We start from the raw sequence: 20,241 nt of genomic DNA, 5'->3' as shown, positions 1-20,241 counted from the left end.
CATATTTTTTGTTTATAAAGAATTCTCCTAATTTAACTACGGGAGGTATGAAAATAAGAATTAAAGCTAGCTGAGTTTTTTTATCCATAAACATTCCGCCTTAATTTATCATAAATGCAAATATATAATTGGTGTGCATGTAAATAAAATTTCACTTTAGTAAGAGTCACCCGTTTTATTCCTTCCTTACTTTTTGGTATAATATGTAATACCATTTGATATCCAAACTCTTTTATCTGATCAAGCAGGAAGTGTTGATCACTTAAAGTTTTTATTTTGTAGACGAATGAATATAATGGTGAAACCAAGGTGTGACATATGAGGGTCTTATTAGAATTGATACGCATCATATTAATATTCGGGATAGCCGGATCGATCATTTCGATCATTGTAAACGGCATATATATAAACATAGGAGTTAATATGAATCAGTATGGCTGGCTAGGCTCGATAGCGATACTCATTTTATTGTTTGTCTGGTATAGAAATAAACTTCAGTTCAGTGGCTGGTATTCGGGAAAAGGGAAGGAAAAGCTTCCAAAAACGGCATCCCGAATACTCATCATGTGTTCACTCTTTTTTTTATGTGCCCCACCTGTTTTAAGTGTGCTGCAAATGATCTTTCAATAATCGGGATTCTATATCCCAGATAGAGCAGGAGTGAACGATTTGCGGAAATTGTTTAATAGTCTGGTTCTCATACTCCTACTCGGTGGATTTTGGTATGGATATGGTAAAGATATTCAGGAGTCTGGATTCAAGGCGGGGGTTGGTTCCTTTGCATCCGATGTTCGCACCTTTATAAACGGGCCCGAGGTTTCAACTACCTTGGAAAAACTGAGTGCTGGAGTCAGCAACCTGATAAGTTCGCTTAAGAAAACATTGGATACCGCTTCGGAAAAAGAACCGCAGGAATCGGAAAAAGTGAAAAAACCAGCACTGGAAGCACCTGCTGATGCATCCTTTTCAGTCCGTAATATTGAAATAGGCGACACGAAGGATGCCGTAGAAAAACTCGCTGGTGAAGCAAAGCGGAATACGCGGAATGAATATGGCGTGGACTGGTTCACCTATCACGAAAATTATCAAAACTTTTTCATGGCTGCCTACGATACCAACAATAAAGTTGTTGGTTTATATACGAACCAAGATTTGATTTCCTCAAAAGAAGGGATTAAACGCGGTACCCCTAAAGAAAGTGTGACAGGGAAATTGGGGGAGCCTGTTACGAAATTGCTTAAAGGAAACGTCTATTACCAGATTCGAAGCGATGGGGAATACGATATGTTTGAAATGGATAAGAGCTATGTAACCATTTTTTACGACAAACATGAGAAAAATACAGTCACATCGATCCAAATCATCGATGCAAACCTTGAAAAGCAAAAGAGCAGCTATTTTGCTGAAGCCAGCCCCGGGTTAAAGAAAGGCTTTGAATATCAATTATTCGATTTGACCAATGCATCACGGGTCAATCATAATCTCTCCGTGCTTTCATGGGATAAACAAGTGAAGGTCACTGCACAGGATCACAGTAAAGATATGGCCGTGAATCAATACTTCAACCATACAAACCTTGAAGGAGAATCCCCGTTCGACCGGATGGAAGATGACAAAATCAATTTTCGAATGGCTGGGGAAAACCTGGCTGCCGGTCAAAATAGCAGTATCTTTGCCCATGAAGGCCTGATGAATTCCATTGGACACCGGGAAAACAAATTACAGAAGGATTTTCAATCCCTCGGTGTCGGAGTTGCCTTCGATGGTGAAGAAAAACCATATTATACGGAGAACTATTTAAGGAAATAAACAAAAAAAGCTGTGCATGGGGAAACCTGCACAGCTTTTTTTTCTCTTGTTTTTAATAAAATATCACCAAACGAACAATCCAACGACCATGGCACTTAACAAGGAAACAGCCATCCCGCTAACCAACAGTTTCCAAACATTCCTTCCGATAATGTTCGATTTCTCATCATTGAGGATGGAATTGAATGTTCCATAAATCATGCCCACTGTACTGAAGTTGGCAAATGACGTCAGATAAGTGACAGCCACAGCAACTGTATGCGGAGGCAGTGTACTGACTTTATCTTTTAAATCGAGCAAGGCAACGAACTCATTCGTGGCAAGCTTGATTCCCATCAATTGAGCGACGTACATGGCATCATGTCCAGATAGTCCAAGCAGGAATGCAAATGGACTGAAAATGACAGAGAAAATCTTTTGAATGGTCAAGCCATCCACAAAGAAACCGAAAATGCCGTTTACGCTGGCCGTTAACGCCACATAACCGATAACCATGGCCATGATGACGAAGACCATTTTGGCCCCAACCAGCATACTGTTAGAAATGGTGGAAAAGAAATCTTTACGTTCCTCTTTAGAAGGTACATAAACGACGTCTTCTTCTTTACTGACATCGACAGGATTTAGCATGTTAGCGATCAGCAAGGCATTTAAGCAGTTCAAGGGTATGGCTACAAAAACATAGGTTGCCGGTACCATTGATAAGTAGGCTCCAATGATTGAACCACTGATGCTGCTCATGCTCATGATTCCAAATGTCAAAAGTCGCTGATCTTTAATCGCACTAAGTTGAAGGCGCAGAACGGCAAGTGCCTCGGTATTCCCAAGGAACATCATCTGAATCGAAAAGAAACTCTCCAGTTTTGGCAAACCGGATACTTTTGAGATGAGCCATCCCACTTTGTCAATGATCCAGGTAAGTATACCGAAATACGATAAAACATCAAAAAACGTGATGATGAAAATAATTGGCATCAATGCGCTGAAAAAGAAATCCACTTGTTCATTTGCCATTAATGAAGGAAAGACAAAAGAAATCCCTTCATTCGCACATTCAATCAACCAGGTGAAGAAGGAAGCAATCAGATTAATGACCCACGCCCCTATTTTAGTCGATAACATGAACCATGTGATAAGCAATTCAAGAACCAGCAAGGTAAGAATGGCTTTCCACTTAACGTTCCTTTTATTAGGTGAACAAAGGTAAACGATGCCCATTACAACTAAAACACCTAGTACATTCAATAAGAAATACATGCTTTCATCCCCTTTGGATATATTATTTCCCATTCATTTTCTTTATATAAAAAAGCCCTTACCTTTTTACACTTTCAGCCGCAGGAAGAAAGTGTGAAAAAGTAAGAGCCTTCATTGAAACACTAGATGCTGGATCAAACTTTTTAACTGAAACCAACATAAACCTGTTCATCTCTTCTATTTTCATACTTCCTTGTAGTCCGGCATTATTACGGCTGCCAGGTAGAAACTATCAGACCATTGTCACTGATACTATACAAGGATATTTTTAAAATGAATTTCTCTAGGAAAGATATCATTTTAAAGCAGTTTATTTTCAATTACAATACGTTTTACAATTGTTATATTAATATAAATTTTTCGAAAACAGTTAAGAAAGTCTCCTAGGGTCCAATGTTGGGTAATACTTATAAAGGAGTTGGCTTAAGTATAAACGGCCCCATCTATAGAGGACTTTAAATAACCTTCCCAGTTGTGATAATCCTTGCTTCAATTCATCATACTAACTATTACATCTCCTTTATAGGAAATAAGGACGTGAATTTTTTGTGGATTTTTTTAATAGCCAGGAAACTCTTACTGCAATTCAGTGGACTTTAAGAGCCATTATATCCTTCTTCTTCTTACTTTTTTCGGTTAAATTGATGGGGCAACGGTCCATTTCCCAGTTAAGATTACTTGATTTCATAATGGCATTAATTATTGGAAACATTCTTGCCCACCCTTTGTCTGATGAACAGTTAGGTTTGAAGGGCTCAATGATTACGACCTTTGTTTTAGTGATTTTATATATAATTAGTGTGTTTACGGGTCTTAAGTGGGGCAAACTCCGAAGGTTTTTTGACTCCGCCCCCTTTCCACTTATCGAAAATGGACAAATCATTTACAAAAGCTTAGCAAGGGCCCGAATCTCCATCGATTTTTTATTATCGGAATTAAGAAAAGAAAAAGTCGAAGATATTCAAAAAGTGTCCCTCGCACTATGGGAACCGGGTGGTACCATTTCATTGTTTTTAGATCCACAATATGAAGCGGTAACCCCAGCAGATATGCATCTAGCAACAAATGCCTTCACTTTTCCCAAAACGATCATTAAAGAGGGGCAGATTGATTTTAAAGAATTAAATCGAGGCGGAAAAGACGAAGAATGGCTGAAAAACAGAATCAAAATAACATACCATGCGGATGTAAACGATATTTTATTAGCAACTCTTGATAATAACGATAACTTAAAGGTCTTTTTCTACAAATAAATACTTGGAGCTTAAGAGTATAACTTATTATAGTCAGGCCCTAATTGGCAGCCCGATTTTCCCAAAATAAAATCCCCTCAAGATGGAAGTGTAACACCTACATATAAAATGTCGGCTTTTACACTTTCAAACTTAAAAGGGGATAATATCACATTCATGCCTTCAAGAAAATATTACTCCGACCAATTCAGAGTATTTAAGAACTTGTACACATCCTCATAAACCTGCTCACGTTCTTTACCTAATGTGATTATATGACCAGAGTTTTCATACCATATCAAGTGTTTATGCTGCGTATCGACTTCATTGAAAATCGCTGTAGCACTATTCGTATAGTCAGGATCATCCAAGCGCCCTTGTAAAACAAGAGTTGGTGATGTGATTAGATCTAAATTTTCACCCGTCTCATTTATTACATTCACCACATCTTTCAGTGAAGTCATCGGGTCTTCTTCCAACAGCTTCACTTCTGCAGCAATTTGGTCAGCATCTTTGCCTTGAAACTTCTTATAGGCCTGTGCATAATTGAGCAAGCGGTTTTTTTGTCGATCGCTACTTTTTCCTTGTGTCGGGGCACACATTGAAACTACGCCTTTTACAGGAAGTTCAATTCCCACTTTCAATGAGAACAATCCTCCTAAAGAAATTCCAATAACAGCAATTTCCTCGTAACCTTCCTCTTTAAGGAATTTATAGCCATTGACTACATCTTCCCACCATTCCTTTGGACCTGTTTTAGCAAGTTCCTCGGCTGATACTCCGTGCCCTCTATAAAGAGGCCCGTGACTAGTATAGTCGCGATCATGCAGGTATTTCCCTAATTTCTTCATATCTCCTGTACTTCCGGTAAACCCGTGAAGTAAAAGAACAGCTCTATTTCCACCTCTGTATGTGAATGACTCAGGTGCTTTCACTTTCATCTTTCTAGGACCTTCTTTCTGCTCTTGTTGATAAATAGAATCTAAATGATTTTCAAAAAAAAATCAATTAATACCCCTTGAGTGGGATTTCTTCTATCCTATTCCGTATTTTCATTAAAACAATTAAATCATGTATATAATATCCTTACCACACGCTTTACAACTCATCCGTTCCGAAGCACATTTTACTATGATTGATTTTATTTAGCAATCGTCATTTAACCATTTTTTTTAAGAAAAGTAAAATGCACCTTGTGTTACGATGCACAAAGTATTACACTTTTAAAATGAAAAGGAGGCGATTTTATTTGGATAAAGAACTAATGAAGGGAAGCATTGACCTCCTTTTGCTTTCACTTCTTTCACAAAAAAAGCTATATGGCTATGAAATCACGAAGATCTTGAGAGAAATGAGCATGGGCAAATACGAAATCAGTGAAGGCACCCTCTACCCCGCCCTTAAACGGTTGGAAAAAAAGGAATTCATAGAAGGCCATTGGAAAGAGTCCGAATCAAGTCGCAGGAAATATTATCATGTCACGGAAACTGGACAAACCGAACTTGAACGGAAACGGAAATGCTTTTTCACCCTAGAAAAGTTAGTTCGGAAAAGCGCAGAGCAATTCTGACCAAAAACAAGATAAAAAGCTTCCCGCACCCATGATTGGAACGGTGGAAGAAGCTTTTTTTGCTGTTTACTCGTGAATTTCGCACGTTTACTCGTGAATTTTGCACGTTTACTCGGGAGTTTGGAGCATTTACTCGTGAGTTCATGCGCCACTCTTGGGTTTGTGCTGTTTACTCGTGAGTTTCGCACGTTTACTCGTGAATTTTGCTGCTTTACTCGTGAGTTTAGATCATTTACTCGTGAGTTTGGATCATTTACTCGTGAATTCGTGCGCCACTCTTGGATTTGTGCTGTTTACTCGTGAGTTTCGCACGTTTACTCGGGAGTTTTGCTGTTTTACTCGTGAGTTTGGATCATTTACTCGTGAGTTCGTGCGCCACTCTTGGGTTTGTGCTGTTTACTCGGGAGTTTTGCTGTTTTACTCGTGAATTTGGGTCATTTACTCGGGAGTTCGTGCGCAACTCTTGGGTTTGTGCTGTTTACTCGGGAGTTTCGTACGTTTACTCGTGAATTTTGCTGTTTTACTCGGGAGTTTGGATCATTTACTCGTGAGTTCTTGCGCCACTCTTGGGTTTGTGCTGTTTACTCGTGAGTTTCGTACGTTTACTCGTGAGTTTTGCTGTTTTACTCGTGAGTTTGGGTCATTTACTCGTGAGTTCGTGCGCCACTCTTGGGTTTGTGCTGTTTACTCGTGAGTTTCGTACGTTTACTCGTGAATTTTGCTGTTTTACTCGTGAGTTTGGATCATTTACTCGTGAGTTCGTGCGCCACTCTTGGGTTTGTGCTGTTTACTCGTGAGTTTCGTACGTTTACTCGTGAGTTTTGCTGTTTTACTCGTGAGTTTGGGTCATTTACTCGTGAGTTCGTGCGCCACTCTTGGGTTTGTGCTGTTTACTCGTGAGTTTCGTACGTTTACTCGTGAGTTTCGTACGTTTACTCGTGAGTTTTGCTGTTTTACTCGTGAGTTTGGATCATTTACTCGTGAATTCGTGCTGTTTACTCGTAAGTTACTCCGATCACGCAAAAAAAGGACCTAATTAGGTCCTTTTTTGTCTATTCCTTTATGCTTCCGATAATTGGCGCAGGAGAGCTTCATACAATCCCCTTGAACTTGCGGGCCATATTTTTCACGAAAGGCCTCGAGACAATAGCATTTGTCTTCTTCCCTTTTGGTTCCATCCATCGAGTGCATCCCTCCTAGCATTCAACCGGAGACTACTCGCTTCTCCAGCCTTACGTTGATTCGGCCCAACAATGTGGCACCGATTGACTGAATGACTGTTTTAACGATGATTTGGCCGATAACCGCAGCGGGTACAGCTTCCCATGGCAAAATATTGGCACCCAGTGGACTTAGGCCAATCACGACAAATATCACTGAATCGAAAAATCCTCCAACGATCCCGCTGTAAAACACCCTCCAACTCATCGGGAGCTTTAACCGGGTATAAATCTCGGTATCCGCTGTTTCTGCCACCACGAAAGATAATGCGGAAGCAAATACAATCAATAATGTATCTCCTAATAAAAATGATACACACGCAGATAAAATCAGTGCGGTAACGATGCACATATAGGTTTTCGCGCGGCCGAATTTATTTTGGACCAGATCTCGAAAGATGAAGGTTCCCCCGATAAGCAATGTACCCATAGGAATGATGAACATACCAAAGTGCAATGGCTCAAAAGCTGCCGTAACCACATTCGCCGTGACGATGGATACTAAATACAATAGAATTCTTAACATTTCTTACATTCTCCTTATACAGAAAAAACAGCACCCTAAGAAAGAGCACCGTTCCCCTTAGTTTTTTTGAGAGGGTAGCTAGAACCTCTTCCGCCCGAGCGGATTATCATTTTCCTTAATTATCGTAGCTTGAAAACGATTGGAAATCAAGAAGTTTCCCTGTTGCATCGTATTTTCGATTTAGTCGCTGGGAATGGTGCGAAACCAAGGTTTTCCTTGCCGAATCGTTAAGTCAATATCCATTTTTCCAAAGCTTTGTACGTAGTGAAATTAATACGAACATCCCACTTTGTTAACACTTTAGGACTTTTGCCGATTCTTGTCGCAGAAAACTGCTTGACCAGCTGTATATGAAAAGCGACAATCATTGATAGAGTTATGTTACGGTCTTTCCTTGTAAAAGAAGAAACTCAATTGGCCACGGTCTTAAGAGGAATAACAAAAGTATAAACGCGAGGAGGAAAAAGAATAATGAAAAAAACGGCGTTTGTCTATCCTATTTATATCGCAACCACTCCAGAGAAGCTTTGGGAAGCCCTGACGAGTGGTGAATTCACGAAAAAGTATCATTTCGGATGCCAAGTCCAGTCTGATTGGCAAGAAGGCTCAACCGTTGAATATTTGCTGCAAGATGGGCGGGTTACTGATCATGGTATTGTACATAAGTGTGAGCCGTTGCACCTGCTCTCGTTTACATGGAACATGGCAGGAGACGAAACCCCTCGCGACCATCCTACACGGGTCACCTTTGAACTACAGCCAATGGATGGTTCAACCGTGAAGTTAACGCTAAAGCATGAGGAGCTATTGGAGACAGATTTCGTATACGATGACAATACCTTTAAAGGCTTAAATAATGGATGGCCTGCCATTCTAAGTAACCTGAAGAGCTTGCTTGAAACTGGACGGACCTTGCCGCCAATCTATGTAGATCGGGAGAATCAGGTGTTAGTGGAAAACGATAAAAACACATTGAAAGAGAGTTGATTTAGTATGGATACTCAAATAACTACGAAATTTAAAATAGGCAAGCCAACTAATGAGGTGTTTGAAGCCATAGTGAACCCTGAAAAAATCGGGAATTTTTGGTTCTCATCGAGTTCGGAAAGATGGGAACAAGGCCGGACGCCTACATTGAGATATGACGAATACGATGCAGAAGTGGTAGTCAATGTTTTAGAAGTCGAGAAAAATAGGAAAATCGTGTTTTCGTGGGGAGGAAATGATCAAGAAACGGTTGTTACCATCACACTTAAAGAGTTAGATAATACGAGTACAATTATCGAAGTAAACGAATCCGGTTTGAATGAAGATGACCCAGAAATAATAAACAAAATGATAGGACAAAAAGAAGGTTGGGTATATACATTAACCTGTTTAAAGGGTTATTTAGAAAATGGCGTTAATAATTTGAGAGCGTCAATAGTTTTTTAGTTATTAAAAGAATCAATGGCAGTTGGGAATGCCCAACTAAATAAAGGCTTTTTCTTCGATGTTCAAAAAAAGAAGGCTTACAAGTCTTGGTTGGACTATATCATTTTCTTAATTTTTCCGTATTATTCGGAGAAAAAAACTCAAGGATGGATGTCACCCTTGGGTTTTTCATTTACCGTATGCTGTGACACGAAATTCAATCGGAAATCACTTTTAGATACATGCCCTTCGAAGCTTTTTTATGGGCTTTAATCCCCATGTTCTTGACTTTTCCCGATAAATTGGAGGCTCTTACTAAATTGGCTCCTTGAATAACGGAAGGATCAATGAGCCGCACTTTATTTTTCAGATGAATATCGTAGTCCAATTGATCTTCTTTCAGCTTTACGTTACCATGGATCCGGTTTAACAGATTTTGCACTTCATGGTCTTCAGTGGAGCTTAATAAGGACATGACTTCTTCATCTGTACCTAGTAAGTCATCAAGGCTGATCAGGTTGTTAGCCAAAGCCAATTTTAAGGTCTTTGCCAAGATATCATAGCCATATATATTAAGTGGGTCCATGAAAAAATCAATAACTTCGCTATAATACGTTTCTACAAACCATTCCGCCGATTCAATATTATCCAAATACATCCTTCCATTAATTATGATTACATGGTTTAGAAAGTCATGAACGGATTCCAGTGTGATATGTCCGTATTGATACATATCCCGGAGAGTATAATCTACCCGATCGGCGCATAACTCAGGTGCTGGCTGTTCAAGCAATTCCCATTTTGATTGAAAAATATCTTCACATTCATATCCATACCTCTTCAGTATTAAGGGGATTTCGGATTCCATAATGACATGTTCATATATTTTTTCATGATAATCTTCATCCTTACAATCCAGAACGAAATCAATTACATGTGAGAATGCAGTGTGGGATACGTCATGCAGCAAGCCCGCGATTTGTTCCTCCAATGACCCACCAAGCGATTTTATTAAAAGCATCACACCTATTGAATGGTCAAACCGTGTGGCGTCCCACTTCTCATTAACTAAATAACTTGCCCCGCCTTGATGTATCCCCTTCAATCTTTGGAGCGGTTTGCTTACTATCAACTCTTCGAGAACTCCCTCTACAATGTGTTTCCCATAGATACTATCCGAAACTATCAATAACTGCCACCTCCCCCATTAGTTTACTCATTACAGGCAGGTGATTTCACTGATTTTCTTCTGTGAAAATTATTTCCCCCTTTTGATTTTGCTCATATTGCTTCCTTACCAATTTTTCTAACTCCTCTTCATCATTCAAATCGATATTCCCTGGATTGACCTCATCAATACCCTCTATGAATATCATTTCATTTGTTTTTATTACCTGATCTGTCGGATACACTTCAAAAATGTCTTCTACAGGTTTTGTTTTATTTTTATAAGGTTTAGTGAATAAAAAAAAAGCAGTCAAGACTATGATAATTGAAGACAAAATACCGAATTTATTTTTCATTTATTCATCCCTTCCAAGCTATCTATATGACCTTATACTACCATAAAAGGATATAACTGGTTAAAAAAATTAGTCAAGCTCATATATAGCGGGTTCCTTCTTTCAGTTACAAGGACATTCAAATTTCTGGTTAAGGGAACTGGAAATGAATTCTGCATCTTCGCCCACTGCTGCCTTTGCAACTTTATCCTCCCCTTAAACCGTAAGACTGCAAGTGTTCCTTTCGGTTTCAGGTTTACTATTGGCGATGGCGATTTCGGTTGCTTCCAATGGAAAAGTCCACTAAAAAAACATTTATTCAGAAGAATGTCTAATATTTGACATTTGAAAATCAGTACGATATCATCCTAATTAACCAGTGGTCAATAAATAAGGGGGTGCTATAATGTCGCCAAGGAAAACGGCAGGTAAAGAATTATCCAGGGAAATGGTATTGAATGAAGCTAGACATCTTTTTGCCACCGAAGGGTATTCGAACGTCTCAATGAGACAATTGGCTAAATCATTGGATTGCAGCCATGGGGCCATTTATTATCACTTTAAAAATAAGGCAGAAATATTTTATAGTTTGGTTAAAACGGATTTTTCCGTCTTAAATATTTTAATCGATGATATCATCATGTCGGAAAATGACCCTTCCCGAAAAATCGAAAAGATTTTATTGTGCTTCATAGAGTTCGGTTTAACCCAACAGAATCATTATTCCATCATGTTTTTATCCAAGGAAAAAGAAATTCAGCATTTACTTCAAATCGATTCCAATAAGACCTACGAAAAGCTAATCCAGTCCTTGACAGACCTTACCGACAACAAACTGAATCCTGCATCCATATGGTCCATTTTCCTGTCTCTTCACGGATTCATAACGTTTTATATTAATTCTGATCTATCTTATCCGGATGTAAAAGGTTTAGCTGATTTTCACGTGAAAAATATCATCAAGAACATTATCTAATTTTTCATGAATATTATTAACCAATGGTTAATTGAATTTTAGGGGGCTTTAAAATGGTAAAGAAATTCCTTCATATCGAAGGACTCATGGTCCTTTTAGCAATGATTTACGTCTATTCGTTATTTGAATTCAGCTGGTAGATTTTCCTTTTATTGATTTTGTCTCCTGATGTTTCCATGTTGGCCTATTCGATCGATGAACGAGTTGGAGCAAAAGTTTATAACTTTTTCCATACTTATACCATGTCGATCTTCATGATTTTGCTAGCCGTTTTTCTAAAGTCGGATGCATGTATGATGATTGGTTTAATTTGGACCGCACATATTGGAATGGACCGCTTATTTGGGTATGGCCTTAAATACACATCATCCTTCAAAGCTACACACCTTCAAAAGGTATAGGAAGCTTTCCACATGTAAAAGGCAGTGTGATTACGCATCACACTGCCTCCTGCTCTCTTTTCTTTACACGCCTCGCTTGTTACCCCATATATAGGTATGCAGCTGGGGCAGCACTTTCACATCATTCAATTCATCATCGGCTATCACTTTATCAATTAACTCTTCGTATTTCTTCAAAAGACCGCTGATCAATTGATTATCATCAGCCGTCGTGCTGTCATCATTGCCGACCTGCAGATAAAACGGAATATCCGGGTAACGGCCATGCACATTTTTGGCATACTGGTAATCTTCTTCGTTAAAGACGACAACTTTCAATGAGACATGGTTTTCAGGGTTTCGATTGGCAAGGTTCGATATGATTCGGTCAAGCACCGTAAAGTCCGTGTTCATTCTTGAGCTCGGCGGCTTAGGTGATATGGTCAGTTCATCAATATCGAGAAACCAATCCTGCCATCGGCTCCCTTGTGTTTCCACACCTATTTTCATTTTATTTTCATGTAAGATTTCTACCAAGCCATTTAGGTTTTTCAGCAGTGCCGGGTTTCCGCCTGATATCGTCACGAAGGAAAAGCCGGAACCCCCAATTCGCTTCAGCTCATCCCATATTTCTTCGGCAGTCATTTGGACGGTATCTTCCTTACCGGTGCCATCCCAAGTAAATGCGGAATCACACCAGGCACAGGAATAATCGCAGCCTGCCGTCCGAACGAACATGGTTTTTTGGCCAATGACCATTCCCTCACCTTGGATGGTCGGTCCGAAGATTTCCATAACCGGGAGTTTACTCACTTTCCATCCACTCCCGTCTGGCTTCAGCATAACTTGTCGGCGTTTCGTATAGTCGGACAAATTCGACTCTAGCACCCTCATAATCTTTTAATGAAAGGGCTTCGGCCATTTTTTCATAAATCCAGACAACCATATTTTCAGCCGTTGTATTCATGAGTGGCAAGGTTTCATTCAAATAACGATGATCAAGGTGGACTTCAATTTCATTTTTCCATATATTCTTGATGTCCCCGAAATCTATCATCAAACCACGTGAATCCGTATACCCGCTCAAGCCGAAAATGACCTTATACGTGTGGCCATGCAAGTTCTTGCATTTTCCTTCATAGTCATGTAGGTGGTGCGCTGCGTCAAAGGTGAACTCCTTACTGACCAGAACCCTCTTGGTGGTATATTTCAATTGGCTGCGCTGAATATCTTCATCTATTTTTTGGAGTTTATCCACTATAGTAAAACCGTACATCATGAAAGCACCTTCCGTCTGCTTACATAGTCATCCAGTCCTTTTTTCCGCAACTTACATGCCGGGCAATCTCCACAGCCATCGGATATGATTCCGTTATAGCATGTCAGGGTCTTTTCGCGAACAAAGTCGAACGCTCCGAGCTGATCCGCAAGCTCCCATGTTTCCTCTTTATTAAGCCACATAAGCGGCGTATCAATCACGAATGACTGGTCCATCGACAAGTTCAAGGTAACGTTCAACGATTTGATGAATACATCACGGCAGTCCGGATATCCGCTGAAATCCGTTTCACAGACACCGGTGACAATGTGTTTAGCGCCAATCTGACTGGCCAACACTCCGGCAAACGAAAGGAACAGCAAATTCCTCCCTGGTACGAACGTCGACGGCAATTCCCCGTCTTCTCCGTCCTCCACTGCAATATCACTTCTTGTCAACGCATTCGGTGCCAGTTGGTTCAGCAGCGACATGTCAAGAATATGATGGTTCACGCCCAATTCATTGGCAATCTTTTGAGCGCATTCGATTTCCAGGCTGTGCCGCTGATTATAATCAAACGTTACCGCTTCCACTTCCTCATATCTCTCCATCGCCCAGAACAGGCACGTCGTACTATCCTGCCCTCCGCTAAACACAACCACTGCCTTTTCTTTCTTCTTCATTTCTATAAAACTCCTTTTTACGGAAAAAAACAGCACCCTAAGAATAGAGCACTGTTTCTCCTTAGTTTTTTTGAGAGGGTAGCTAGAACCTCTTCCGCCTTAACGCGGAATATAATATTTTTCCAAGTCAATAGTAACTTGAAAACAAAAAGAAATCAAGATGTTTATATTTATTGAAAATTAGACCTAATGGAAACCTTGATCATCACCTCTTCTGCTTAAATATCCCATTATTCATCCGATAAAAAAGAGTGAATAAAATATCGATAAAGGGGATCATTAATTTGAAAAGCATTAAAGGAAAGATATTGGTGGCATTTTCTCTCATCATATCTTTATGTATCATCTTAGGAGCATTCAATATTTATAGCAGCAACAAGTCACTTAAACAGTCTCAGGATATCATTGATGAGGAACTTCCACTTCTTATCCAAGACGAAAAGCTACTATATAATTTAGCACAAAGAACCGCACTAGCAAGAGCCTATATTTTATATGGCGACGAGAGTTATAAAGAAAGGTTTTTACAATATACAGAGGATAGCAAGGCCATCCAGGAGGATCTTTTGGCCATAAGCGATTCTGATAAAGCGAAGGAATTGATCGAGAAAAGCGTGGATTGGAGGACGATGATTGTAGACCGGGTATATACTCAATATGATAAAGGAAATGAAGAACGCGCTAAAGAAATACTCAAAAATGAAGTGGCACCGGTCGACGATGAAGTGACGGAAGGGCTCAAGGAGCTGACTTTGGAACGTGAGGAATTGATTGTCGCTTCAGGGGAAAGCGTGATCGCAAGCGGGAAATCGGTCAAGACGACAAGTATCATCATCTCGATTGCGGCTGTCATTATCGGCCTTCTGCTCGCGCTTGTGACTGCCAACCTCATTACCACCCCTCTCCTTAAAATCAGGGACAGAATGAGAATGATAGCTGATGGGCAGCTGAATCATGAGCCCCTGGAGCAAAAGTCCAAGGATGAAATAGGCGAATTAACGGTATCCGCCAACCAAATGCAGAAAAACCTTCGTGATACGATCGAAAAAATGCTGGTTGTATCCGAATCCGTTTCCAGCCAAAGCGAGGATCTGACTCAATCGGCAAATGAAGTCCAACAGGGCAGCAGGCAGATAGCGACTACCATGTACGAACTTTCGGAAGGTTCGGAGTCACAAGCCAACCGGGCAGCTGAAATGGTTCGCATGATGGATGATTTCACAGGCAAGATCGTGGAGGCCTATCTTGAAGGAGTGGAAGTATCTCAAAGTTCAACCGAGATCCTTTCCTTGTCTAAGGAGGGCACCACTTTAATGCGCAGTTCAGTCCAACAAATGGAGATTATAGATGGGATTGTCAAAAATGCCGTTGAGCAAGTGAAAGGACTCGATTCTCAATCACAGGAAATCTCGCAGCTTGTGCTGGTCATCAAGGATATATCCAATCAAACCAATCTATTGGCGCTGAATGCGGCCATAGAAGCTGCACGCGCAGGTGAACATGGCAAGGGCTTCGCCGTCGTCGCAGCTGAAGTGCGTAAACTCGCTGAAGAGGTCACACACTCGGTTGGGGACATCACCGATATTGTCTCCGCTATACAAACAGGTTCAAAAACGGTCGTCCACTCCCTGGAAGATGGTTATACACAAGTGGATGAAGGCACGAAACAGATTACGCTCACTGGACGAACCTTTGAAACAATCAATCACTCTGTCGGGAATATAGGCATGAAAATACAGCATATTACAGATGAATTGAAATATATCTCTACTAATAGTAAAAAAATCAATCAGGCTATCGAAGATATCGCAGCCGTTTCCGAAGAGTCCGCGGCAGGAATCGAACAAGTCTCCGCCTCCGCCCAACAATCCAGCTCTTCAATGGATGAAATCACTAATCATGCCAGTGAACTTGCATCGTCTGCTGAACTGCTGACTGAACAGGTTAAGAAATTCAAATTATGATACTAGCAATTTCCCGTTACTTAATACGGGAAATTGCTTATTTTCCCTCCATGATGTGAATTGTTTCGTTTTCGTATATTCGGGGAATAAAACACTATACACATTAATGATTCATCAAAAGACAAATCCGTCAAAAGCGGTTAGATGTGAATATTTTCGTTTATTTTCAGAATATTTAGTGTATAATAAATATTATTATAGGAATAATTTAACTGCAATAATCATCATTTCCAATACCTGCTTACCGCAAATCCCGGTACACGGATTCACTTGATCCGGACAGTTCATTTCAACACAATGCACGGGTACCTATCCATTACATACTTTCATTCAAACCACACCATTCACAACTTTATTCACACAAAATCATAACTTTTTCTAAAAAATTGAAAAAAAGGTTAAACTTCACTAACAATATGTCACTATTAAACTAAGACCTTTTAACCCCATAAGGAGGAATTCATATGAAACGTTTTTTCAAATTCATCGCAGATTTTAACGAAAGCAAAGCAATGGAACGGGAAACCGAAGAATTCTTTCGCAAAGAATACGAAAATTATATGAAGATGAATCCTGAAAATCAAGGAAAAAGGAGATTAGCTCCTAGATTTTATGTAATTGATGGCGGTAAAAAAGGCTCCAACCTTGAGATTTCCGACAGAAAGAAATCCAGTTAAACAGATCCCTTCCATAATCAGCCACTAATGTTGTAGCTCCTAACCCACAAACGGGATTATAACCCATTCGGATTCATTTAAAATATATAAGCCGAAAGCTCAGATATACATCTGGGCTTTTTCTATTTTTCATTCTTCTTTTAACACTATATCAATAGAAGAAACTAGGTATTTTTTAAAAAAATTGGATTAACTTTAGTTTATTTCATGTTTAAGGAAAAGATCATTTTTAGACCCATGGGTATTTTTCAATGAAAAAACCAAAAAATAACAAAAAAAAGAGATGTGTTCTTTTACTCATCTTTGTCCATATTCAAAAGAGTCCAACTAATTGAGTCGATAGATACAATATCTTACATTGAATGACAGATGCATAAATATTGTTACATTTAGGTCAAATAAATGGGTATAAACAATTACCATTCTGTAATAAACCTCACTTTTAAAAACAATTAATTATATAAATATAGCCATTATGAATTGGGCTCAAATGCTCATGAAACTATTTTGATGCTGTTCAAAAATGAGCTTTTATTACACTTTCCATATTTTAGTGTAAAATTCCAAGGTTTTACGTGTTTTTTAGCCATTTCTTTGTACTCATAAAGCATTTTATCCCTTTAGATACTATTACACTTCTATATACATTTATTTGAAAAAGCTGACATTAACTATATTACAATAGAATAATTGACTATTGCCTATTAAGTTTAAAATCATGTAGTGTGTATTCAGTAAATCAAATATTTAAAAAAAGAGAGGTTAAAAAATGGCACCAATATTTATTTGTGCGATCTTTTTGCTTGGCTATGGCATATTCGAACAAAAACGCCATCAGAAGCGTCTCGACTCCATCCCGGTACGTGTGAATGTGAATGGAATTCGAGGGAAATCAACTGTAACGCGTCTAATTACAGGGGTGATCCAGGAAGCTAAGTACAAAACTGTAGGTAAAACAACCGGAACATCAGCAAGAATGATCTATTGGTTTACCGACAAAGAAAAACCGATTAAACGCCGCCCAGAAGGACCCAACATTGGAGAACAAAGGCGTGTAGTTAAAGAAGTTGCCGATTTAGGCACGGAAGCACTGGTTTGTGAATGTATGGCCGTTCAGCCTGACTATCAACTAATCTTCCAAAATAAAATGATCCAAGCAAACATTGGGGTCATCGTGAATGTATTGGAAGACCATATGGATGTCATGGGACCGACCTTGGATGAGGTTGCAGAGGCTTTCACTGCTACCATACCCTATAACGGTCACTTAATAACCATCGAAAGTGAATATTTGGACTTTTTCAAGCAAATTGCCAAAGAACGCAACTCTAAAGTGATCGTTGCTGATAATTCAAGAATTTCGGAAGAATTCTTACGCGAATTCGACTATATGGTATTTCCGGATAACGCGTCACTGGCGTTGGCCGTTGCAGAAGCTTTGGGCATCGATGAGAAAACGGCTTTTCGCGGCATGTTAAATGCGCATCCCGATCCAGGTGCCATGAGGATCACCAAATTCGGGGATTCCATCCAGCCAACTTTCTTTGTCAATGGGTTTGCTGCAAATGACGCATCATCGACGCTGAACATCTGGGAACGTGTCAATACGTTCGGATACAGCACAGAACCTCCTATCGTCATCATGAACTGCCGTGCCGACCGTGTGGACCGTACAGAGCAGTTTGCAAGAGATGTATTGCCTTACATAAAATCTGAAATCGTCATTGCCATTGGTGAAACCACTTCACCGATCACAAAGGCATTCGAGCAAGGTAAATTGGATACAAAAGAATATTGGGATTTAGAAAACTGGTCAACTGAAGAAATCGTGGCACGTCTCCGCCCATTGATGAAAAATCGAATCGTCTACGGTGTCGGGAATATTCACGGTGCAGCGGAACCATTAATTGAAGCATTCATGAAATCTAAAACAAAGCAAAAAGCGAGTTAAGTAGGAGGAACCTTAATGTTTGGATCGGATTTATATGTAGCCCTAGTGCTGGGAGTAACGCTTAGCCTTATATTTTCAGAAAAAACGGGTGTCGTACCCGCAGGACTTATTGTGCCAGGTTATTTGGCATTGGTATTTGATCAATGGGAAATCATGCTGACCATCCTGATCATTAGTGTCGTAACTTATTTAATCGTCACTCACGGCCTTTCAAGATGGGTGATTTTATATGGAAGAAGAAAATTCGCAGCCATGATGGTGACAGGGATCTGCTTGAAACTCCTATTGGACTTCGTCTACCCCGTCATGCCATTTGAAATATTCGAGTTTCGGGGAATCGGTATAATCGTTCCCGGTTTGATAGCGAATACCATTCAAAGACAAGGAATGCCATTGACACTTGGCAGCACGCTTTTATTATCCGGCTTGACTTTCGGATTAATGAACGTGTACTACCTATTCTGAGGTGCAAAAAATGAAACGGACTTTAAATGCAAAAGAAAAAACACTTATCTTTATTAAACGTACGAAGAAAAAGAATCTTAAATACACTGGAATCATACTACCTATATTACTGATCGCTTTAGTCATTACCACTTGGATGGGACGGGCTGAGGAAGTGAAAACAACCGCTTCAAAATCCGAGCAACCATTGACGATGACCATGGTCGGTGATGTAATGATGGGGCGTAATGTTGAAGAAGTGACGGATAGGCACGGATATGAATACCTTTTCCGTTATATGAAGCCCTATTTTTCTGATTCGGACTATGTCAGTGGGAATTATGAACACCCAGCTTTAAAAGAAGAGGCAGCCAACTACAAGGAAGCAGATACGCCCATCCATTTAAACTCCAATACTAGTGGTGTTGAAGCCGTTAAAGATGCTGGCTTCTCTGTGATGACTTTGGCCAATAACCATATGAAGGACTTTGAAGAACAGGGACTCCTTGACACGATTGATGAATTCAAAAATGCGGGCATGCACTATGTCGGTGTTGGGTCGAACACTGAGGATGCTAAAGCTAGCATCGACTATGCGGATGTTAATGGCGTTCGTGTCGCAACACTTGGCTTCACAGATGTTTACGGTAAGGATGCCGTGCCAAAACATAATCAAGCCGGCCTATTGAACTCCAACCCTGATTTATTATTTGAAATGATCGGAAAAGCAAGTGATGACAAGCAAGGCAACGCAGACTTGGTTGTCGTGAATATGCACTGGGGGCAAGAGTATTCAACATCTACAACCACCCGGCAAAAAGACTTGGCTAAAGCTATCATCGATGCGGGGGCTGACATCATCATCGGCCATCACCCCCATGTACTTCAATCGTTTGATGTTTATAAAGATGGAATCATTTTCTATAGCTTAGGAAACTTCATATTCGATCAAGGCTGGACACGGACAAAGGATTCAGCCATGGTTCAATACCATTTAGCGGAAGACGGCAAAGCTACAATCGATGTCGTTCCACTGCAAATTGAAGAAGCCACACCAAGACCAGCTACCTCTTCAATCGACAAATCACGTGTTTACCGTCAGTTGACGAAAGAAACGAGTGAAAAAGCCCAATGGTCGAAAAAAGAGGATCGCATCGAGATTACCTTGGATCACAAGAAGATAATCGACCATAAGGCACAACGTGAGCAAGAAGAAAAAGCAGCGAAAGCAGCAATGGAAAAGAAAGCTGTACAAGAGAAAAAAGCAGCACAAGCTAAACAACAGGACATACAACCCATTCAGTAAAGAACGCTTTGTTACTACTACGTGAAGAAAAAAGACACACAACTTAGAAGCTCAACGAAAAGGGGGATCAACC

25 protein-coding genes, 1 pseudogene and 3 riboswitches are annotated in these 20,241 nt (G+C 39.9%); of the genes and pseudogenes, 17 read left to right on the top strand and 9 right to left on the bottom strand.

Annotated elements, in window-relative coordinates:
- Window positions 1-318: 318 nt before the first annotated feature.
- Together QUF94_RS07255 and QUF94_RS07250 are read left to right on the top strand one after the other, a co-directional pair.
- Complete coding sequence (locus QUF94_RS07255) at window positions 319-630, top strand: hypothetical protein (RefSeq protein ID WP_289315266.1); 312 nt, start codon at window positions 319-321, stop codon at window positions 628-630.
- Window positions 631-669: 39 nt separating this feature from the next.
- Window positions 670-1,809, top strand: coding sequence for a CAP domain-containing protein (locus QUF94_RS07250; RefSeq protein ID WP_289315265.1), 1,140 nt, complete (start codon window positions 670-672; stop codon window positions 1,807-1,809).
- 63 nt (window positions 1,810-1,872) lie between these two features.
- On the opposite strand, the gene QUF94_RS07245 is transcribed toward QUF94_RS07250, so the two are convergent.
- Window positions 1,873-3,066 carry a nucleoside transporter C-terminal domain-containing protein gene (locus QUF94_RS07245; protein WP_289318309.1) on the bottom strand — a complete coding sequence of 398 codons (1,194 nt, stop codon included), beginning with the start codon at window positions 3,064-3,066 and terminating at the stop codon, window positions 1,873-1,875.
- A 176-nt stretch (window positions 3,067-3,242) separates the two neighbouring features.
- Window positions 3,243-3,346, bottom strand: a riboswitch (purine riboswitch).
- A 268-nt stretch (window positions 3,347-3,614) separates the two neighbouring features.
- Here QUF94_RS07245 and QUF94_RS07240 point away from each other — a divergent pair.
- Entirely contained in the window at window positions 3,615-4,319 is a 705-nt protein-coding gene (locus QUF94_RS07240) for a DUF421 domain-containing protein (RefSeq protein WP_289315264.1), read from the top strand.
- Window positions 4,320-4,492: 173 nt separating this feature from the next.
- Here the strand turns inward: QUF94_RS07240 and QUF94_RS07235 are convergent, their stop codons facing one another.
- Window positions 4,493-5,239, bottom strand: coding sequence for an alpha/beta hydrolase (locus QUF94_RS07235; RefSeq protein ID WP_289315263.1), 747 nt, complete (start codon window positions 5,237-5,239; stop codon window positions 4,493-4,495).
- A 308-nt stretch (window positions 5,240-5,547) separates the two neighbouring features.
- On the opposite strand from QUF94_RS07235, the gene QUF94_RS07230 reads away from it, so the two are divergent.
- The 5 genes from QUF94_RS07230 (at window position 5,548) to QUF94_RS07210 (ending at window position 6,904) form a co-directional block, all read left to right on the top strand.
- Entirely contained in the window at window positions 5,548-5,868 is a 321-nt protein-coding gene (locus QUF94_RS07230; RefSeq protein ID WP_289315262.1) for a PadR family transcriptional regulator, read from the top strand.
- A gap of 175 nt (window positions 5,869-6,043) precedes the next feature.
- The gene (locus QUF94_RS07225) at window positions 6,044-6,295 is read left to right on the top strand and encodes a hypothetical protein (protein ID WP_289315261.1); all 252 of its coding nucleotides are present in this window, start codon (window positions 6,044-6,046) and stop codon (window positions 6,293-6,295) included.
- Entirely contained in the window at window positions 6,292-6,459 is a 168-nt protein-coding gene (locus QUF94_RS07220) for a hypothetical protein (protein WP_289315260.1), read from the top strand. Before QUF94_RS07225 ends, QUF94_RS07220 begins: the two co-directional genes overlap by 4 nt.
- Entirely contained in the window at window positions 6,456-6,665 is a 210-nt protein-coding gene (locus QUF94_RS07215) for a hypothetical protein (RefSeq protein ID WP_289315259.1), read from the top strand. The genes QUF94_RS07220 and QUF94_RS07215 overlap by 4 nt, the downstream gene beginning before the upstream one ends.
- On the top strand, window positions 6,662-6,904 hold the full coding sequence (locus QUF94_RS07210; protein ID WP_289315258.1) for a hypothetical protein: 243 nt from the start codon (window positions 6,662-6,664) through the stop codon (window positions 6,902-6,904). The genes QUF94_RS07215 and QUF94_RS07210 overlap by 4 nt, the downstream gene beginning before the upstream one ends.
- On the opposite strand, the gene QUF94_RS07205 is transcribed toward QUF94_RS07210, so the two are convergent.
- Window positions 6,901-7,050 (bottom strand): hypothetical protein, encoded by a 150-nt coding sequence (locus QUF94_RS07205; protein WP_289315257.1) that lies wholly within the window; start codon window positions 7,048-7,050, stop codon window positions 6,901-6,903. The genes QUF94_RS07210 and QUF94_RS07205 overlap by 4 nt on opposite strands.
- 21 nt (window positions 7,051-7,071) lie before the next feature.
- Window positions 7,072-7,614 (bottom strand): VUT family protein, encoded by a 543-nt coding sequence (locus tag QUF94_RS07200; protein WP_289315256.1) that lies wholly within the window; start codon window positions 7,612-7,614, stop codon window positions 7,072-7,074.
- A 51-nt stretch (window positions 7,615-7,665) separates the two neighbouring features.
- Window positions 7,666-7,708, bottom strand: a riboswitch (PreQ1 riboswitch).
- Window positions 7,709-8,085: 377 nt separating this feature from the next.
- Here QUF94_RS07200 and QUF94_RS07195 point away from each other — a divergent pair.
- Window positions 8,086-8,601 (top strand): SRPBCC family protein, encoded by a 516-nt coding sequence (locus QUF94_RS07195; protein ID WP_289315255.1) that lies wholly within the window; start codon window positions 8,086-8,088, stop codon window positions 8,599-8,601.
- A 6-nt stretch (window positions 8,602-8,607) separates the two neighbouring features.
- On the top strand, window positions 8,608-9,048 hold the full coding sequence (locus QUF94_RS07190; RefSeq protein WP_289315254.1) for an SRPBCC family protein: 441 nt from the start codon (window positions 8,608-8,610) through the stop codon (window positions 9,046-9,048).
- 196 nt (window positions 9,049-9,244) lie between these two features.
- Here QUF94_RS07190 and QUF94_RS07185 read toward each other — a convergent pair whose 3' ends face one another.
- Together QUF94_RS07185 and QUF94_RS07180 are read right to left on the bottom strand one after the other, a co-directional pair.
- Complete coding sequence (locus QUF94_RS07185; protein ID WP_289315253.1) at window positions 9,245-10,216, bottom strand: HD domain-containing protein; 972 nt, start codon at window positions 10,214-10,216, stop codon at window positions 9,245-9,247.
- Between the two features lie 46 nt (window positions 10,217-10,262).
- Window positions 10,263-10,550 carry a hypothetical protein gene (locus tag QUF94_RS07180; RefSeq protein WP_289315252.1) on the bottom strand — a complete coding sequence of 96 codons (288 nt, stop codon included), beginning with the start codon at window positions 10,548-10,550 and terminating at the stop codon, window positions 10,263-10,265.
- 385 nt (window positions 10,551-10,935) lie between these two features.
- Here QUF94_RS07180 and QUF94_RS07175 point away from each other — a divergent pair, with 385 nt between their 5' ends.
- Window positions 10,936-11,505, top strand: a complete 570-nt coding sequence (locus tag QUF94_RS07175; protein ID WP_289315251.1) for a TetR/AcrR family transcriptional regulator — start codon at window positions 10,936-10,938, stop codon at window positions 11,503-11,505.
- Between the two features lie 53 nt (window positions 11,506-11,558).
- A pseudogene (locus QUF94_RS07170) lies at window positions 11,559-11,906 on the top strand (DUF4260 domain-containing protein).
- A 63-nt stretch (window positions 11,907-11,969) separates the two neighbouring features.
- Here the strand turns inward: QUF94_RS07170 and queE are convergent.
- Genes queE through queC form a run of 3 tightly spaced genes read right to left on the bottom strand, consistent with a single transcriptional unit; the run spans window position 11,970 to window position 13,826 of the window.
- On the bottom strand, window positions 11,970-12,698 hold the full coding sequence (gene queE, locus QUF94_RS07165; RefSeq protein ID WP_289315250.1) for a 7-carboxy-7-deazaguanine synthase QueE: 729 nt from the start codon (window positions 12,696-12,698) through the stop codon (window positions 11,970-11,972).
- Window positions 12,691-13,161 (bottom strand): 6-carboxytetrahydropterin synthase QueD, encoded by a 471-nt coding sequence (gene queD, locus QUF94_RS07160; RefSeq protein WP_289315249.1) that lies wholly within the window; start codon window positions 13,159-13,161, stop codon window positions 12,691-12,693. Before queD ends, queE begins: the two co-directional genes overlap by 8 nt.
- The gene (queC, locus tag QUF94_RS07155) at window positions 13,161-13,826 is read right to left on the bottom strand and encodes a 7-cyano-7-deazaguanine synthase QueC (RefSeq protein ID WP_289315248.1); all 666 of its coding nucleotides are present in this window, start codon (window positions 13,824-13,826) and stop codon (window positions 13,161-13,163) included. The genes queD and queC overlap by 1 nt, the downstream gene beginning before the upstream one ends.
- A 55-nt stretch (window positions 13,827-13,881) precedes the next feature.
- Window positions 13,882-13,924: riboswitch (PreQ1 riboswitch) on the bottom strand.
- A 186-nt stretch (window positions 13,925-14,110) separates the two neighbouring features.
- On the opposite strand from queC, the gene QUF94_RS07150 reads away from it, so the two are divergent.
- The 5 genes from QUF94_RS07150 to QUF94_RS07130 all read left to right on the top strand — a co-directional run bounded on the left by QUF94_RS07150 (window position 14,111) and on the right by QUF94_RS07130 (window position 20,168).
- Window positions 14,111-15,790: a methyl-accepting chemotaxis protein gene (locus QUF94_RS07150; RefSeq protein ID WP_289315247.1), complete on the top strand. Its 1,680-nt coding sequence runs from the start codon at window positions 14,111-14,113 to the stop codon at window positions 15,788-15,790.
- A gap of 464 nt (window positions 15,791-16,254) precedes the next feature.
- Window positions 16,255-16,467: a hypothetical protein gene (locus QUF94_RS07145; RefSeq protein WP_289315246.1), complete on the top strand. Its 213-nt coding sequence runs from the start codon at window positions 16,255-16,257 to the stop codon at window positions 16,465-16,467.
- Window positions 16,468-17,236: 769 nt separating this feature from the next.
- Complete coding sequence (pgsB, locus tag QUF94_RS07140; protein ID WP_289315245.1) at window positions 17,237-18,418, top strand: poly-gamma-glutamate synthase PgsB; 1,182 nt, start codon at window positions 17,237-17,239, stop codon at window positions 18,416-18,418.
- A 15-nt stretch (window positions 18,419-18,433) separates the two neighbouring features.
- Window positions 18,434-18,883 (top strand): poly-gamma-glutamate biosynthesis protein PgsC, encoded by a 450-nt coding sequence (pgsC, locus tag QUF94_RS07135; RefSeq protein WP_063232582.1) that lies wholly within the window; start codon window positions 18,434-18,436, stop codon window positions 18,881-18,883.
- A 10-nt stretch (window positions 18,884-18,893) separates the two neighbouring features.
- Complete coding sequence (locus QUF94_RS07130) at window positions 18,894-20,168, top strand: CapA family protein (protein WP_289315244.1); 1,275 nt, start codon at window positions 18,894-18,896, stop codon at window positions 20,166-20,168.
- Window positions 20,169-20,241: the final 73 nt, after the last annotated feature.

The organism is Peribacillus sp. NJ4 (genome assembly GCF_030348345.1).
Taxonomy (GTDB): Bacteria; Bacillota; Bacilli; order Bacillales; family DSM-1321; genus Peribacillus.
This window is presented reverse-complemented; position numbering and strand designations above follow the sequence as displayed.

Bases quoted from the DNA above. Each gene is read 5' to 3' on its own strand.
- QUF94_RS07255 (WP_289315266.1), top strand. From the start codon at position 319: ATGAGGGTCTTATTAGAATTGATACGCATCATATTAATATTCGGGATA.
- QUF94_RS07245 (WP_289318309.1), bottom strand. From the start codon at position 3,066: ATGTATTTCTTATTGAATGTACTAGGTGTTTTAGTTGTAATGGGCATC.
- QUF94_RS07235 (WP_289315263.1), bottom strand. From the start codon at position 5,239: ATGAAAGTGAAAGCACCTGAGTCATTCACATACAGAGGTGGAAATAGA.
- QUF94_RS07205 (WP_289315257.1), bottom strand. From the start codon at position 7,050: ATGGATGGAACCAAAAGGGAAGAAGACAAATGCTATTGTCTCGAGGCC.
- QUF94_RS07200 (WP_289315256.1), bottom strand. From the start codon at position 7,614: ATGTTAAGAATTCTATTGTATTTAGTATCCATCGTCACGGCGAATGTG.
- QUF94_RS07195 (WP_289315255.1), top strand. From the start codon at position 8,086: ATGAAAAAAACGGCGTTTGTCTATCCTATTTATATCGCAACCACTCCA.
- QUF94_RS07190 (WP_289315254.1), top strand. From the start codon at position 8,608: ATGGATACTCAAATAACTACGAAATTTAAAATAGGCAAGCCAACTAAT.
- QUF94_RS07180 (WP_289315252.1), bottom strand. From the start codon at position 10,550: ATGAAAAATAAATTCGGTATTTTGTCTTCAATTATCATAGTCTTGACT.
- QUF94_RS07175 (WP_289315251.1), top strand. From the start codon at position 10,936: ATGTCGCCAAGGAAAACGGCAGGTAAAGAATTATCCAGGGAAATGGTA.
- queD (WP_289315249.1), bottom strand. From the start codon at position 13,161: ATGTACGGTTTTACTATAGTGGATAAACTCCAAAAAATAGATGAAGAT.
- queC (WP_289315248.1), bottom strand. From the start codon at position 13,826: ATGAAGAAGAAAGAAAAGGCAGTGGTTGTGTTTAGCGGAGGGCAGGAT.
- QUF94_RS07145 (WP_289315246.1), top strand. From the start codon at position 16,255: ATGAAACGTTTTTTCAAATTCATCGCAGATTTTAACGAAAGCAAAGCA.
- pgsB (WP_289315245.1), top strand. From the start codon at position 17,237: ATGGCACCAATATTTATTTGTGCGATCTTTTTGCTTGGCTATGGCATA.
- pgsC (WP_063232582.1), top strand. From the start codon at position 18,434: ATGTTTGGATCGGATTTATATGTAGCCCTAGTGCTGGGAGTAACGCTT.
- QUF94_RS07130 (WP_289315244.1), top strand. From the start codon at position 18,894: ATGAAACGGACTTTAAATGCAAAAGAAAAAACACTTATCTTTATTAAA.